Source organism: uncultured Nevskia sp. (assembly GCF_903885465.1).
Classification (GTDB): domain Bacteria; phylum Pseudomonadota; class Gammaproteobacteria; order Nevskiales; family Nevskiaceae; genus Nevskia.
This window is the reverse complement of record NZ_CAISIQ010000511.1, coordinates 1-15,376: the sequence shown is the minus strand read 5'-3', so window position 1 is coordinate 15,376 and position 15,376 is coordinate 1. Positions and strand designations below refer to the sequence as shown.

The 15,376-nt window shown below is 64.4% G+C and carries 13 protein-coding genes and 1 pseudogene; 2 read left to right on the top strand and 12 right to left on the bottom strand.

The features are described 5' to 3' along the window. Nucleotides 1-9 precede the first annotated feature (9 nt). The 4 genes from QZY06_RS19675 to QZY06_RS19660 form a co-directional block, all read right to left on the bottom strand. Nucleotides 10-528: a hypothetical protein gene (locus QZY06_RS19675; RefSeq protein WP_022976714.1), complete on the bottom strand. Its 519-nt coding sequence runs from the start codon at nt 526-528 to the stop codon at nt 10-12. Nucleotides 529-621: 93 nt separating this feature from the next. Then, a complete protein-coding gene (locus QZY06_RS19670) occupies nt 622-1,524 on the bottom strand; it encodes a PhzF family phenazine biosynthesis protein (protein ID WP_295687359.1) in 903 nt (300 codons plus the stop codon). A gap of 94 nt (nt 1,525-1,618) precedes the next feature. After that, complete coding sequence (locus QZY06_RS19665) at nt 1,619-2,128, bottom strand: DNA-deoxyinosine glycosylase (RefSeq protein ID WP_295687356.1); 510 nt, start codon at nt 2,126-2,128, stop codon at nt 1,619-1,621. Between the two features lie 13 nt (nt 2,129-2,141). Continuing rightward, entirely contained in the window at nt 2,142-3,719 is a 1,578-nt protein-coding gene (locus QZY06_RS19660; protein WP_295687354.1) for a hypothetical protein, read from the bottom strand. A 66-nt stretch (nt 3,720-3,785) separates the two neighbouring features. On the opposite strand from QZY06_RS19660, the gene QZY06_RS19655 reads away from it, so the two are divergent. Further along, nucleotides 3,786-5,666, top strand: a complete 1,881-nt coding sequence (locus QZY06_RS19655; RefSeq protein WP_295687352.1) for a M1 family metallopeptidase — start codon at nt 3,786-3,788, stop codon at nt 5,664-5,666. A 134-nt stretch (nt 5,667-5,800) separates the two neighbouring features. Here QZY06_RS19655 and QZY06_RS19650 read toward each other — a convergent pair whose 3' ends face one another. From QZY06_RS19650 to aceE, 3 genes are read right to left on the bottom strand one after another with little or no spacing between them, the layout of a single operon-like run. Further along, nucleotides 5,801-5,974, bottom strand: a complete 174-nt coding sequence (locus QZY06_RS19650) for a hypothetical protein (RefSeq protein ID WP_295687350.1) — start codon at nt 5,972-5,974, stop codon at nt 5,801-5,803. A gap of 43 nt (nt 5,975-6,017) precedes the next feature. Continuing rightward, nucleotides 6,018-7,724, bottom strand: coding sequence for a dihydrolipoyllysine-residue acetyltransferase (gene aceF / locus QZY06_RS19645; RefSeq protein ID WP_295687348.1), 1,707 nt, complete (start codon nt 7,722-7,724; stop codon nt 6,018-6,020). Nucleotides 7,725-7,727: 3 nt separating this feature from the next. Continuing rightward, complete coding sequence (gene aceE / locus QZY06_RS19640; protein WP_295687346.1) at nt 7,728-10,439, bottom strand: pyruvate dehydrogenase (acetyl-transferring), homodimeric type; 2,712 nt, start codon at nt 10,437-10,439, stop codon at nt 7,728-7,730. Between the two features lie 186 nt (nt 10,440-10,625). Between aceE and QZY06_RS19635 the strand changes: the two genes are divergently transcribed. Next, entirely contained in the window at nt 10,626-11,525 is a 900-nt protein-coding gene (locus QZY06_RS19635) for a LysR family transcriptional regulator (RefSeq protein WP_295687345.1), read from the top strand. Here the strand turns inward: QZY06_RS19635 and QZY06_RS19630 are convergent. The 5 genes and pseudogenes from QZY06_RS19630 to QZY06_RS19610 all read right to left on the bottom strand — a co-directional run. Continuing rightward, nucleotides 11,522-12,472 carry an NUDIX domain-containing protein gene (locus tag QZY06_RS19630; protein ID WP_295687343.1) on the bottom strand — a complete coding sequence of 317 codons (951 nt, stop codon included), beginning with the start codon at nt 12,470-12,472 and terminating at the stop codon, nt 11,522-11,524. The genes QZY06_RS19635 and QZY06_RS19630 overlap by 4 nt on opposite strands. A 5-nt stretch (nt 12,473-12,477) precedes the next feature. Beyond that, nucleotides 12,478-12,948 (bottom strand): YiiD C-terminal domain-containing protein, encoded by a 471-nt coding sequence (locus QZY06_RS19625; RefSeq protein ID WP_295687339.1) that lies wholly within the window; start codon nt 12,946-12,948, stop codon nt 12,478-12,480. Nucleotides 12,949-12,999: 51 nt separating this feature from the next. Further along, entirely contained in the window at nt 13,000-13,731 is a 732-nt protein-coding gene (locus QZY06_RS19620; RefSeq protein WP_295687336.1) for a hypothetical protein, read from the bottom strand. Nucleotides 13,732-13,781: 50 nt separating this feature from the next. After that, nucleotides 13,782-15,125: pseudogene (gene mnmE, locus QZY06_RS19615) on the bottom strand (tRNA uridine-5-carboxymethylaminomethyl(34) synthesis GTPase MnmE). A gap of 22 nt (nt 15,126-15,147) precedes the next feature. Further along, the coding region (locus QZY06_RS19610; protein WP_295687330.1) for a YidC/Oxa1 family membrane protein insertase at nt 15,148-15,376 on the bottom strand (229 nt) is incomplete at its 5' end.

Genomic DNA, 15,376 nt, shown 5'->3' with positions numbered 1-15,376 from the left:
GGCGCCGACTCAACCTTGGTGCAGCTGCGCGTAGATCTCCGCACGCAGCGGGCCAGACGCCCACTTCACCAGCACGGCCGGGCAGGCTTCGGCCGGCGCGAAGCCGGCGGCAATGCGGAACAGATCGGCGGTGATCCGCTCGATCGCCGCGTGATAGCTCTTGAACAGCGGGCTGCCGTCGGCATGCATGGTCTTCAGCGAAGCCAGCAGCACCGATACCGGCACATAGGGCGCGATGCGATCGAGCAGGCGTTCGAGCAGCGCCAGATCCTTGTCCTTCGGGCCTTCGTCCATGATCACGCTGACCAGCTTCGGATTGCCGCCGGTGCGGTCGGCCGACAGCTTGCGCAGCTTCGGATCGCGCGCGTAATACGCGGCCGAGGCGAGGATGATGAACAGCTCGTCGTAGGAATCTTCGGTGAAGTTGACGTCGTCCGGAATCAGGCCCTTCAGCGCGGGCTTGAAGGCCGCGAGCAAGCCGTGGAACTGCTCGTCCAGCCGCGCCAGGCGGCGGAATGATTCGCTCATCGATGCATCTCCCTGAATTCGTGAAGGCCGGCCGGTGCCTGGAGCCTGTTGATAACGCTGAATGAAGTATAGCGGCGGGTTCCGCCGTACCGGTTACAGCGGCAGCGTGCCGGACAGCACCGTCACCGCATGGCCCCCGACTCGCACAGCAATCACCGCGCCAGCCTGCTTGTCGGCCTCGATCTGCAGCACGCTCGGCCGGTTCATTTCCAGGCCCTGATGGATTGTCCAGGCCAGATGGCCATCGGCTAGCGCCGAGTCCAACGCCAGCCGACCGGCCAGTGCCACGGCAGCCGAACCGGTGGCCGGGTCCTCGTGGACACCGGCACCGGGCGCGAACATGCGGGCCCGCAACTCACCTTCGTAACCGCGTGCGTAGACATAGACCTGATGCGCCCAGCCGCCCGCCAGATGCTGGCGCCAGCAGGCGACATCGAAGCTGATGCCGGCCATCAGCTCGGGCGAGCGCAGCGGTATCAGCACGTAAGGCACGCCGCAGCTGATCAACGCCGCAGCTTCACCGGCGTAACCGATGTCCTGCGCTTCGAGCCCGAGCATCGTCGCCAGCACCGCCGCTGACGGCGCATCCGGTCCGCGCTGCGGCAGCACCGCCGTGGTCAGCTCGCCGTAAGGTGCACGGCCGGCGACCCGGCGCACCCGCACCGGCACCAGGCCGACGTTCTCTTCGAGCACGAAGCGCACGTCGTCACCCTGCGGCGCCAGACCAAGCTCGGCGAGCAGGCAAGCCGTGCCGACCGTGGGATGGCCGGCAAACGGCATCTCGATCTCAGGGGTGAAGATGCGGACCTTGAAGTCGGCACCAGGCGCTGTCGGCTTCTGCACGAACACGGTTTCCGACAGATTGAATTCGCGGGCGATGGTCTGCATCTGCCGCGTGTTCAGACCATCGGCAGCCAGCACGACGGCCAGCGGATTGCCGCCGTAACGCTGCTCGGTGAACACGTCGAGCGTGTGGAACTGGAGGTGAGAACTCATGGCGATCGAAAAGGCGAGTGAATGCGCGGACGAAACCTTAGCGCGATCCTGTGGCTCAGCGCAGTCACCGCGTTCTACGTGGAACTGCGAGGCGTCAGGCCTGGGGCAGCAACGCAGCCCAGGCGGCGCGCTTCGCCGCTGCATTGATGCTGGCATTGGCCGGGCTGGTCGACGGCAACGCGATCAGTCTGATCGCTGACAAGCGCTCACCCAGCGTCGGCAATACATGGCGATGGAAGGCATCGCGTGCCGTGCCACCGTTCAGTGCGATCGTTTTCAGCTGAGGATGGCGATCGAGGAAACCAGCGAAATCGTTGGCCTGCTCGCTGCCGCGAACGATGCTGGAATCGAGGCTGCCGGGCCGCTCGCAGGCGCGCAGCACGTCCCACAATGCGATGCCTTGCGCCAGCAGCCCGGCGATACGCTCGGCGTAGGCAGCATTCGCGCGCACGCCGAACAGCGCTTCCATCATCGGCCAGAACTGATTGCGCGGATGACCGTAATACTGCTGCGCACGCAGCGAGGCGATGCCTGGCATCGAGCCAAGGATCAGCAGCCGGGCGCTGGGTGGTTCCAGCGGCGCGAAGCTTTCGACGAGATCCATGGAGCCGGCCACGCTAGTTGAAACGGCCACCGATGATCAGGCCCTGGCTGTCGAGGTCGGGAAAGAAGCGGCTGCGATCGCTGCGGAATTCGCGCGTGGTGATCATGCCCGGGCGCACCAGCAGCACGTCTGGATAGCGGGAGGCGAAGGCATCGAGCGTTGGCTGCGTGGCGATGAAGTCTTCGAAATCGGCGAGGTCGTTGATGTCGGCACCAACGATCACGACATCCGTCTCGTCGGCAGCCACCAGCATCGCCGGCGTGCGTGGCTGCGAGATCAGCTGGAAGAACTGCTGCCATTGTTCGGCCGAACCGGCGACGTCATTGCCGTTCGCACGAATGTAGTTGCGCACCAACTCCTCGCCCCAGCTGTAGTTGATGATGTAGGCGCGGTACTTGTCGATGAACTTCAGCCGCTGTGCCGCGCGCTCCGGCGAGTACAGCAGGAAGCGCTGCATCCACAGCGCGGTGTCGGCGGCCGTGGCCTTGCCATCGAGATAGCGGCGCGCCGCTTCGATGCCGGCCGGCACCAGTTCCCGCGCGGCGTTGACGATCTCCAGATTGCGCGCCGCGTCCTTGGTATTCAGCCCGGCAGCGGTGAACAGTTCCTTCGTGAAGGCCAGCCGCTCCTTGCCCGGAAAGGCGAGGCCGACGCCGTAATCCGCCGTGCCTTCGGCAATCAGCGATTGCGGCGAGAACAGCGCATAGACCGTGTACTCCGGCCACTGCTGGCCGATGACCAGGCCGTTCTCGAGCAGCGTGTTGTAGACGTGATGGCCCGGATAGCCTTCATGCGACGCCAGCTCGATGACCCGAGACACCGGAATCGGCAGATCGATATTGACCTCGATGCGGCTGCTCAGCCCGCCCTGATACCAGTTGTAGGCGCTCCACGCCTTGTCCTTGACCAGGCTCAGCTCGAAGCGCTCTCCAGTTGGCAGCGGCAGATGCTTCGCGGCGCGCGCACGCGCTTCGTTGATCGCCAGCGTCATCACCGCCTGCAGCTTGGCCGCCGGCACCGCGTAGCGCTCGATGTAGCGGTTGTAGCGCTCGGCCAGCGTTCGCTGCGCATCGCCAGCCTGACGCGGCAGCAGCTTTTCGATGCGTGCCAGCACCGGCGCGAAATCGGCTTCGACGTAGTGGGGTGCTGCTGTGTCGTACAGCGCGCGAGCTTCGTCATCGAAGCTGAACTTCTCGCCCTGAACGATCTGTGCGCGGGCGACGAGCGCCGCGAGCTGCTTCTTCAGGTATTCGCGGCGCTGGCTCAGCAATTCCGGTTGGGTCTGCGATTGCGGGCTGTCAGCACCATCAACCTGCAGCAGCAGCGCCTGCGCTTCGGCTTCGATCTGCGCTGGCGCGAGTGCTGCGCGCTTGACCTCATCGCGCACGGCGGCCGGACCGTAGTAAGCGTCGACGGTGTCGGGATCGTGCTCGCCGAGAGCGAGCACCAGGCGCACATAGGCGTGGCCGATCTGGTTCATGTTCAATGCGGGCACGGCGGATTCCTGAGCGACTTCGTCAGCCATCTCCGCAGCCTGCACGGACCAGGTCATCAACAGCAGGCAGAGCAGTCGGCACAGGGGAAAACGCATCGGATCGGAAATGTTGAAGCAAGGGACTTCCGTATCATGGGCCGGTCCTCCGAGGCTCGTAAACCCATGTCCTCCTTCCTGAGTCGTGCCGCGCTGGCGGCGTCTTCCGTCGCTGCCCTGATCCTGTCGCCGATGAATCCCGTTCTGGCTGCTGAAGTCGTCGACACTCATTCCTACGCCAACAGTGCCGAGGTGCGGACCACGCATCTGGTCATCGATCTCGATGTCGATTTCGCCAAACGCCGCCTGAAAGGGGTCACCGAGCTGCAGTTCGAAAAGCTCAAGCCGGATGCCGATCGCATCGTGCTCGACACCCGTGCGCTCGACGTGCATTTGGCCGAAGCCAGCGCCGATGGCAAGGCCTGGGCAGCGACCAAGTTCGTGCTCGGCGCCAATGACGCAGTGCTCGGCCAGTCACTGACCGTGAGCTTGCCGGCCGGCGCGACGCGCGTCCGCATTGCTTACTCGACGAAACCCGAAGCCACCGGCCTGCAATGGCTGAAACCGGCGCAGACCGCAGGCAAGAAACAGCCCTTCCTGTTCTCGCAGTCCGAGGCGATCCACGCCCGCAGCTGGCTGCCGCTGCAGGATTCACCCGCCGTGCGGGCGACCTACGAGGCGAGCGTCAAGACCCCGAAAGGCCTGCGTGCGGTGATGAGTGCCGAGATGTCGGACAAGCCCGATGCCGCCGGCCGCTGGACGTTCAAGATGCCGCAGCCGATCCCCAGCTATCTGATCGCGCTGGCCGTGGGCGATATCGCCTTCCAGAGCATGGGTCCACGCACCGGGGTCTATGCCGAGCCGACGACGCTGAAGGCGGCGGCTTACGAGTTCGCCGAAACCGAAACCACGCTGGCGGTCTGCGAAAAGCTGTTCGGGCCGTACCGCTGGGGCCGTTATGACCTGATGGTGCTGCCACCGAGCTTTCCGTTCGGCGGCATGGAAAACCCGCGCCTGACCTTCGTCACGCCGACGGTGATTACCGGCGATCGTCTGCTGGTTTCGCTGATCGCCCACGAGCTGGCACATAGCTGGTCCGGCAATCTGGTGACCAACGCGACCTGGGAAGACTTCTGGCTCAACGAGGGCTTCACCGAATACCTGACCTACCGCCTGACCGAGGCACAGTTCGGCAAGGCACGCGGCGACATGGAGCGGGTCATCGGCGTGGCCAGCCTGAAGACCGATTTCGCGCTGGCCAAGTCCGACGAGGACCGCAAGCTGGTTCGTGCGTTTCCGGCGAAAGATCCGGACGAAGTGTTCAGCAGCATCCCCTACGAACGCGGCGCGCTGTTCCTGGTCTGGCTGGAATCGAAGTTCGGCCGCGAGACCTTCGATCGCTTCCTGCGCAGCTGGTTCGACGATCACGCCTTCCAGAGCGCGACCACGCCACAGTTCGTCGCCTACCTGAACGACAAGCTGCTGAAGGTGCAGCCGGGCAAGGTCAGCGCGGCACAGATCGATGCCTGGATCTCGCAGCCGGCGCTGCCGGCCGATGCGGTCTATGCCACGTCCGATGCGCTGACCAAGGTCGATGCCGGTCGCGATGCCTGGCTTGCCGGTACCGCCACGCTCGACGCCATGGGCGGTGAGCAGTGGTCGGTGCAGGAATGGGAACACTTCTTCGAAGGCTTCCCGAAGACGGCGACCGCCGCGCAACTGAAGGCGCTCGATAGCCGCTTCAAGCTCACCGGTTCGCCGAACGCGATCATCGCCAGCGACTGGTACAAGCTGGCGATCGACTCAGGCCAGGCGGCGGCGCTGATGCCGCAGATCGAGACCTATCTCGGCCATGTCGGCCGCATGAAACTGATCAGCCCGATCTATCGCGCATTGGCGGCGACCGAAGCCGGCAAGCTGCAGGCCAAGGCCATCTACAAGAAGGTGAGCAGCGGCTATCACCCGATTGCCCAGCAGACGGTGGAGCGAATCCTCAAGGGCAGCTGAGGCTTTTACTTCCAAGCCTGTCTCACGCAAGGGCGCAAAGACGCGAAAAAGCTCTGGAAAAGCTTTCTTCTCGTCTTTCTTTATCTGCGTCTTGGCGCCTTTGCGTGAGAGGACGTCTGTCCGACCGATAGGTGTCAATGCACCTTGCGCGACATGCCGCGCAGACGCTCGGCGTCCTTGTTGCCCTTGCTGTTGCCCATGTCCGGGCGCAGCTTGCCGCCGCCGCTCGGGCCGGCCGCCTTCTTGGCCGCAAGCGCTTCCTTCAGCACCTGGGCGCTGGTTTTCTTCTTCGGGGGTTCGGTGCTCATGGCAGCATTCTAACGCTGCGTGCCATGAGCACTCGAATGAACCTCAGAGCGCCAGGCGGCGCATGTCGCCCAGCAGCTTGACCAGGCTGACGATGAAGCGCGCCGCGTAGGCGCCATCGATGACCCGATGGTCGTAGCTCAGCGATAGCGGCACCATCAGCCGTGGCTGGAAGGCGGCACCGTCCCAGACCGGTTTCATCACCGCTTTCGACACGCCAAGGATGCCGACTTCCGGCGCATTGACGATCGGCGTGAAGTGACTGCCACCGATGCCGCCGAGGCTGGAGATCGAGAACACGCCGCCTTTCATGTCGGCGCCGGACAGCTTGCCATCGCGCGCTTTCTTGGCCAGCTCGCCGGTTTCGATCGCCAGCTGCACGAGGCCCTTTTTGTCGACCTCGCGCACCACCGGCACCATCAGGCCATTCGGCGTATCGGCTGCGAAGCCGATGTGCGTGTAGTTCTTGTGGATCAGGCTTTCGCCATCCGGCGACAGCGAGGCGCGGAATTCCGGATAGGCATCCATCGCCTTGGCCACCGCCTTCATCACGAACGGCAGCAGGGTCAGCTTCGGGCCACCACCCTTGGCGCTTTCGTCCGAGGCTTCCTTGCGGAAGGCTTCGAGCTCGGTGATGTCGGCTTCATCGGTCTGGGTGACGTGCGGGATGTTCAGCCAGGACCGATGCAGATGCGCCGCGGAAATCTTCCGGATGCGCGCCAGCGGCTTGGTCTCGATCTCGCCGAACTGCGAGAAGTCGACCGCCGGAATCGGCGGAATGCCGCTGCCAGCGGCAGCACCCGCCGCTGCCGGCGGTGCGGCCAGCACTTTCTTGACGTGGCTCTGCACGTCTTCCTGGGTGATCCGGCCTTTCTGGCCGGAGCCGCTGACCTTGGCGAGATCGACACCGAGTTCGCGCGCGAACTTGCGGATCGACGGGCTGGCGTACGGAATCACGTCGCTGCTGCTGGCTACCGCGGCAGCAGGCTCCGACGACGCCGGCTTGGTTTTCGGCGCAGCGTCGTCCTTGGCTGGCGCCTTTTCGGTCTTCGCTTCGACGGGTGCGGCTTCGGCTTCAGGCTCGGCTTCAGGCTCGGCTTCCGCCGGCTCGTCACCGGCGGCGGCCAGGGTGCAGACGGTGGTGCCCTTCGACACCTTGTCGCCCACCTTCAGCTTGAAGCCGCCGACCACGCCGGCAGACGGCGCCGGCACGTCGAGCGTCGCCTTGTCCGACTCCAGCACCATCAAGGTCTGGTCCTTCTCGACCGTGTCGCCGTCCTTGACCAGCACTTCGATGATCGGCACGTCCTGGTAGTCGCCGATGTCGGGAACTGTGACCGCGACAGCAGCGCCCGATGACTTGGCGGCCTTGGCAGGCGCGGGTTTCTTCTCCGCTGCGGGCGCCTCGGCGGCAGGGGCTTCAGCCTTCGCTGGCTTCTCGGCCTTGGGCGCTGATTCCGGTTTCGACTCGGCCTTCGGTTCCTCGGCAGCAGGCGCCGCCGCAGCATCGCCGCCGGTCTCCAGCACCAGCACCGCCGCGCCCATCGACACCTTGTCGCCGGCCTTGATGCTGATCGACTTGACCACGCCGGCTTCCGGCGCCGGCACGTCGAGCGTTGCCTTGTCCGACTCCAGCGTCACCAGGGCGGCATCCTTCTCGACGGTGTCGCCGACCTTGACCAGCACTTCGATTACCGGCACATCCTGGTAGTCACCGATGTCCGGCACCGTGACCTTGAGTTCTGTCGCCATTTGTTAGACCTGTACCGGGTTTGGCTTGGAGGAATCGAGTCCGTACTTCTCGACCGCTTCAGCAACTTTCTTGCGCGGCAGTTTGCCCTCGTCCGCCAGCGCCTGCAGCGCCTTGATGGTGATCCAGTTGCGATCGACCTCGAAGAAGTGGCGCAGCTTCTCGCGGGTGTCGCTGCGGCCGTAACCGTCGGTGCCGAGCACGTGATAGGCCATCGGCACGAACGGACGGATCTGCTCGGGATAGGCCTTCATGTAATCGGTGGCGACGATCGCCGGGCCGGTCTTGTCGGCCAGCATTTCGGCGACGTAGGACTTGCGCGGTTCTTCGTTGGGATTGAGCAGGTTCCAGCGCTCGGCATCGCGGCCATCGCGCGCCAGTTCGTTGAAGCTCGGTGCGCTCCAGATGTCGCTGGTCACGCCCCAATCGGCCTTCAGCAGCTCGGCCGCAGCGATCACTTCACGCAAGATCGAACCGGAACCGAGCAACTGCACGTGCTTTTTCGCCGGCTTCTCGCAAGGCGTGAGCAAATACAGGCCCTTCATGATCCCGGCTTCGACACCGGCCGGCATCGCCGGGTGCGTGTAGTTCTCGTTCTGCAGGGTGAGGTAGTAGTACTCGTCGTGCTGCACGCCACCCTCCGCCGGATACATGCGGCGCATGCCTTCGGACAGGATCACCGCGATCTCGTAGGAATAGGCCGGATCGTAGGCGCGGCAATTCGGGATGGTTGCCGCGAACAGATGGCTGTGGCCGTCCTCGTGCTGCAGGCCTTCGCCGTTCAGGGTGGTGCGGCCGGCGGTGCCGCCGAGCAGGAAGCCGCGCGCGCGCATGTCGCCGGCGGCGTAGGCGAGATCGGCAATGCGCTGGAAGCCGAACATCGAATAGAAGATGTAGAACGGCAGCAGGCTGACGCCATGGCTGGAATAACTGGTGGACGCCGCGATCCAAGAACTCATCGCGCCGGCTTCGGTGATGCCTTCCTCCAGCACCTGGCCCTTGATGTCTTCCTTGTAGAAGGCGAGCTGATCGGAATCGTGCGGCGTGTATTTCTGGCCGACCACCGAGTAGATGCCGAGCTGGCGGAACATGCCTTCCATGCCGAAGGTGCGCGCTTCGTCCGGCACGATCGGCACGATGCGGCTGCCGATCTTCTTGTCGCGCAGCAGGATCTGCAGCGCCTGGACGAAGGCCATCGTCGTCGAGATTTCCCGCTCGCCGCTGGCTTGCAGCAAGCGATCGAAGATCGCCAGCGGCGGGATTTCCAGTGCGTCGCCGCTGGTCTTGCGGCTCGGCAGTGAACCGCCAAGTGCAGCGCGACGGCCGCGCAGATAGGTGATTTCCGGCGAATCCTCGGCCGGCCGGTAGAACGGTGTGTCCTTGATCTGATCGTCGGAGATCGGCAGCTTGAAGCGGTCGCGGAACGCGCGCAGCGCCTCTTCGCCCATCTTCTTCTGCTGATGGGTGATGTTCTGACCTTCGCCGGCTTCGCCCATGCCATAACCCTTGACGGTCTTGGCCAGGATCACCGTCGGCGTGCCTTCATGCTTCGAAGCCGCTGCGTAAGCCGCATAGATCTTGTGCGGATCATGGCCGCCGCGGTTGAGCCGGCCGATGTCCTCGTCGGACATCGTCGACACCAGCTTCAGGGTTTCCGGATGCTTGGCGAAGAAGTTGTCGCGGGTGTACTTGCCGCCCTTGGCCTTGTAGTTCTGGTACTCGCCGTCGACGGTCTCGTTGAAGATGCGCTGCAGCTGGCCACTGCGATCGGCCGCGATCAAGGCATCCCAGGCACCGCCCCAGATCACCTTGATGACGTTCCAGCCGCCGCCCCTGAACACACCTTCGAGCTCCTGGATGATCTTGCCGTTGCCTCTGACCGGGCCATCGAGCCGCTGCAGATTGCAGTTGACGACGAACACCAGGTTGTCGAGCTTCTCGCGGGCAGCGATATCGACGGCTCCGAGCGATTCCGGCTCGTCCATCTCGCCATCACCGCAGAAGCACCAGACCTTGCGGCCGGTGGCCTTCATCAAGCCGCGATGCTCCAGATACTTCATCAGGCGCGCCTGATAGATCGCCTGGATCGGCCCCAGGCCCATGCTGACCGTCGCGAACTGCCAGAACGACGGCATCAGCCAGGGATGCGGGTAGGACGGCAGACCCTTGCCATCGGTTTCCATGCGGAAATGGCGGATCTGCTCCTCGCTCAAGCGGCCTTCGAGATAGGCGCGAGCGTAGATGCCGGGCGTGCAGTGGCCCTGGAAGTAGATGAGGTCCGGGCCGTCGGCGTGTTCCGGGCCTTTCCAGAAATGATTGAAGCCGACGTCGTACAAGGTGGCCGCCGACGCGAAGCTGGCGATGTGGCCGCCGATGCCGGAGTGTTCGCGGTTGGCGTTGATGACCATCGCCATCGCGTTCCAGCGGATGATCGAACGGATCTTCCATTCGAGCGCGTGATCGCCGGGCGAGCGTTCTTCGAGGTGCGGCGGAATGGTGTTGACGTAAGCCGTGTTCGGCGAGAACGGGATGTAGGCTCCGCTCAGGCGCGCCTTTTCCTGCATCGCTTCAAGTAAGAAATGCGCGCGCTCCGGCCCTTCGCGTTCGAGGACGGCGGCAAGCGCTTCGAGCCACTCGCGGGTTTCCTGCGGATCGACGTCCCGATTCAGATCGGATTCGGCAACAACGGGCGGCGTGGCGGCGATAGGTCCAGTCATGGCAGTACGTCTCGGTGCGGTTCGGGGGCTGGCCGGCCTTTCCGGTGCGGTGGATCGATGATGCACAAGTGCCGCCGAACGGACGACGCTGACATCTGCAGGCCAATAGCAGCAAACATTAGACCCGGGTCGTCGATACGTCCAATATATGAAATACCGATTCTCGATACTTCAAAAGTACCTCGCATGGAACTGCGCCATCTTCGCTATTTCCTCGCCGTGGCCGACGAGCTGCATTTCACCCGGGCCGCGAAAAAACTCGGCATGGAGCAGCCGCCGCTGAGTCAGCAGATTCGCGCACTGGAAGCCGAGATCGGCACGCCGCTGTTTCATCGTCACGCCCGAACCGTGACCCTGACCGACGCCGGCCAGGTGTTTCTCGACGATGCTCGGCAGATCCTCGCCCACGTGCAGCGCGCCACCGATCACGCGAGACGAGTCGCGCGCGGCAATCTCGGCCGCATCGGCGTCGGCATGATCAACTCCGCACCGTTTCATCCCTTCGTGCCGCGCGTACTGCGCGAATACGGCCAGCAGTATCCGGAGGTGGCGCTGTCGCTGGACGAGAACTCGACGCCGGTGCTCGCCGCTGCGGTGCTCGCCGATCAGCTCGACATCGCCTTCGTCCGCCCGCTGCTGGGGGAAGAACCGGGTTTGGTCACGGAAGCCTTGTTCGACGAGGAAGTGCTGGTGGCGTTGCCGCAGGCGCATCGGCTGGCGGCCGAGCCTGAGCTGCATCTGGCGCAGTTACGCGCCGAGCCGTTCGTGCTGTTCTCGCGGCCGGTCGGCTCCGGCCTTTACGACGACATCCTCGCCGCCTGCGGCCGCGCCGGTTTCAGTCCGCGCATCGGCCAGGAAGCCTCGCAGGTGACTTCGATCGTCAACCTGGTTGCTGCCGGTCTTGGCGTGTCGCTGGTGCCGGCGTCGATGCAGCAGATCCACTCCGATGGCGTCGCCTACCGGACCATCATTGGCGACGCCCCCAAAGCCCGGATGAGCCTGGTCTATCGGCGTGACGACGAATCGGCGACGGTGCGCAACATGGTCGCGCTGGCGCGCAGCGTGGCGCTGGCGATGGGGCTTTAACCGAGCGCAGCAGCCATGAACGCCGACCATACGGCGTCCGGCTTCCACACCGCATGCAGATCGCGCTCGGCGACTTCATGCGGCACGCCCTTCTTCAGCACCCGCCACAGGTAGACGAACACCGACACCCGCTTGTTCGCCGCGCAGTGGATGAACATCGTGTGGCCGTCCTCGTCCTGCATCACGGCGCAGAAGCGGTCGAAGTCATCGAGCGTCGGCGCCTCGAAGACAACCGGGATGTGGTGATAACGCAGGCCCAGGGCGCGGACGATGTCGTCCTCGTCGGCCAAGGCGTGGTCGGAGGTCGGCAGCGACAGGTTGATCACCACTTCCGAGCCGATCGCCCGCAAGGACTTGAACTCTTCGGCGCTGGGCTGGCCGGCGGTCAGCAGCTTTTCGCCGATCTCGTGCCAGTTGCGCGGCTTGCGCAGCATGTTCAGATCGAACGGCGGCGGCGTGAAGCCGCGACGGATCTGCAGATCACGCACCGCGTAACCGGTGCCGGCCGGCCAGGGCTTGATCTGCTCCAGCGGCAGCTTCTTCCACTCGATCAGTTCCTCGCCCAGGTTCACCGTGCCTTCGGCGATCACGTGGTAGGCGATGATCACTTGGTTCATCCGCTCGAACGGATAGAAGCCGATGAACTCGCCGATGCGTCCCTTCAGGCCCAACTCTTCCTCGACTTCGCGCAGCACGCCGGATTCCGGGTGCGGGTCGTTCTTTTCCAGGAAGCCGGTGATCAGCGCGAACATCTTCGGCGGCCAGGCGGCGTTGCGGGCGAGGATGATCTGACCTTCATGCTCGACGATCGCCGCGACCACCGGCACCGGGTTGTCCCAGTGCACGTAGCCGCAGACGCGATCCGGGCAGGCGATGCGCTGCATCTCGCCGTGATTGGCCAGTTCCAGCGGCTTGGCGCATTGCGGGCAGTACTTGAAACGGCTCATGGCGTTCAGAGTTCGGTGGCTGTCGAATCGTTCGCCGATTCGAGAAAGGCGGCATAGCGGCCGCGATGAGTGACCACCGCGCGGCCATTTGCGCGAATGCGGGTCTCGATCGCGATACGGGCCCGACGATGGCGGCGCAAGGTGGCGAGAAAGTGCGGCCACTCGGCCTCCGGCAATACCGACAGGGCAACGAAATCCGCTGCCACCGGCTCGCGGAACTCGCAGTCGCTGTGCTGGACGACGATCTTCGCAACCAGATTCTGCCGCTCCAGCGCCGTGTGCAGCAGACTCCAGCCGCCGAGGATGCCGAGCGTCGCCAGGCTGCCGCCGAACGCGGTGCCGCGATGATTCCGGTTCGGCGCCAGCGGTGCGGCGATCTCCATCTGACGACTGTCGAAGGACAGCACCCGGGCATCGAGCGCGGCCGTCAGCGGGATGTGCGTGTGCAGATAGGCGGTCAGGTCTTCGGGGCTCATGAGCGGAACCTTAGCGGATGCTCATGAGCCCGTCATTGCCGTGACCGGCGCTCAGAAGGTGATGCCGCCCTTCAGGCTGTAGACGTTGTTGTCGCCGAGCCGCTCGTACTCGAGCGTGGCGCTGATCAGCAGCAGGCTGAAGCTGGTGCCGACGAAGTACTTGGCCTGGCCGAAGGATTCCTTGTCGAGCGCGAAGCTGGATGCGGCCTTGGTGTCGGAGTGCACGTAGCCGATGCCGGCGTACGGCGTCAGGAACAGGATGCCTTTCGAGATCGACAGATCGGTGCCATAGGAGCTGTAGTCGAAATCGCCGGTATTGCTGGCGCGGGTGTAGGTACCGCGCACCGCGAGCGCCGGGGTGGCGACGCTGCCGTCGAGGATCGCGTAGCGGAGTTCGCCGCCGTAGACCGACGCATCGGAACCCGGCACGCGGCTGTAGAAACCGCCGACATCAAAGCCGAACGGCAGACCCTTGCTGGCGCGCAGGCCGACAGCACCAAGGCCATCGACCGACTTGCCGGTGAGGCGCGACCAGGCGTCGCTGCTCTGGGTGCTGGTGTAGCTGCCGTAGGTGCCGATGTAGAAGCCGAGCACGCCACCGGGTTCAGCGCCGCCGAGCGCCTTGTAGTCGAGCGCGGCGGTGAGGTCTTCAGCGACCGAGCGGAAATCCTGCTGGTTCGGCGTGGTGATGTCGAAGCTCAAGGCGCTGGCCGAACCGGCCGCGAAGGTCGCAGTCAGGGTAAGCAGGGCAGCAGTGATGGGGCGCAGCTTGGTCAGAAACATGGTGAGTTCTCCACGGGTTGAAAGCTGGGCATCAGGATGTTGCGGCGATCTTACTTGCCTAGGCAGAAGGTGCTGAAGATGCGGCCCAGCAGATCATCGGAACTGAACCGGCCGGTGATCTCATCGAGCGCGACTTGGCTGAGACGCAGCTCTTCGGCAATCAGTTAAGGTGCCGACAAGGCCAGCCGATTGGCGGCATCGAGGTGAGCATCGGCACCGCGCAAGGCTTCGAGATGCCGGGTACGCGCAGTGAACGGTTGGGTCTCGGATTCGGCCAGGCCGGCATGTTCGCAGATCAGCTCGATCAGACTGTCGATGCCGAGATCAGTAGCGGCTGAAATACGCACTGCGAGATGGCCGTCGATCTCGAAACGCTCTGCTTGCCGCCTGCTGAGATCGCATTTGTTGAACACCATCAGCACCGGCAAGGCTTCCGGGAACTGGGCGAGCAAGGTCTGATCGGCTGGCGTCAGGCCGTTGCGATCATCGGCGACGAACAACACCAGTTCCGCTTGCGACAAGGCCGCCCAAGCGCGGCGCACGCCTTCGCGTTCGATGCTGTTGTCGGTATCGCGCAGGCCGGCGGTATCGAGCACGGTCAGCGGCAGGCCTCGGAGCACCAGATGCTCGCGCAGCACGTCGCGGGTGGTGCCGGCTTCGGGCGAAACGATCGCAGCGTCGGCACCGGCCAGACGATTCAGCAAGGTCGATTTACCGACATTCGGCTGGCCGGCGATCGCCAGGGTCAAGCCCTCGCGCAGACGCCGGCCTTGCGTGGCCTGTTTCAGCAGCGCTTTCAGTTGGGCGCTGATGTCGTTCAGCCTCGCTCGCAGCTGCGGCCCATTGAGCCAGGGCACGTCTTCATCGGCGAAATCGAAGGCGGCTTCAAGATCGGCGCGCAGTGCGATCAGGGTTTCGACGAGTGCCAGCACTTGTCGCGAGAATTCGCCCTGCAGCGATCGGCTGGCAGCCCGCACCGCAGCCTGACTGCCGGCATCGATCAGGTCGGCAATGCTTTCAGCCTGGGCGAGATCGAGCCGTGCGTTTAGGAAGGCACGTTCGGAGAATTCACCGGGCCGGGCCGGGCGGGCGCCAGCGCTGCAGGCCGCTTTCAGCAAGAGATCAAGCACCACCGGGCCGCCATGGCCCTGTAGCTCGACGACGTCTTCACCGGTGAACGAGTTCGGACCAGGAAAGGCCAGCACCAGACCTTCGTCGACGATGCTGCCATCCGCCTCGCGAAACCGGCGCAAGCCAGCGCTGCGGGCCTTCGGCAGATCGCCGCAAAGCGCGGTGGCAACTTTGAAAGCGTCGACGCCCGACACTCTCAGAATGCCGACGGCACCACGGCCTGGTGCCGTGGCGATGGCCGCAATCGTGTCGCTGCGGCTCATCGTCTGGCGCCGGTCAGCCGGCTCAGGCCTTCTTCAGTTCCTGGCGATTGCTGTCTGCCGCCTGGATGCGCTTGGTGATGAACATCTGCTGGGCGATGCCGATGACATTCGACACGAACCAGTAGACGACCAGGCCGGCCGGGAAGAACAGGAACATGCCGGTGAATGCGATCGGCATGACGTTCATGATCTTGGCCTGCATCGGGTCCATGGTCGCGGTCTGGCCGGACATGCGCTGCTGCAGCCACATC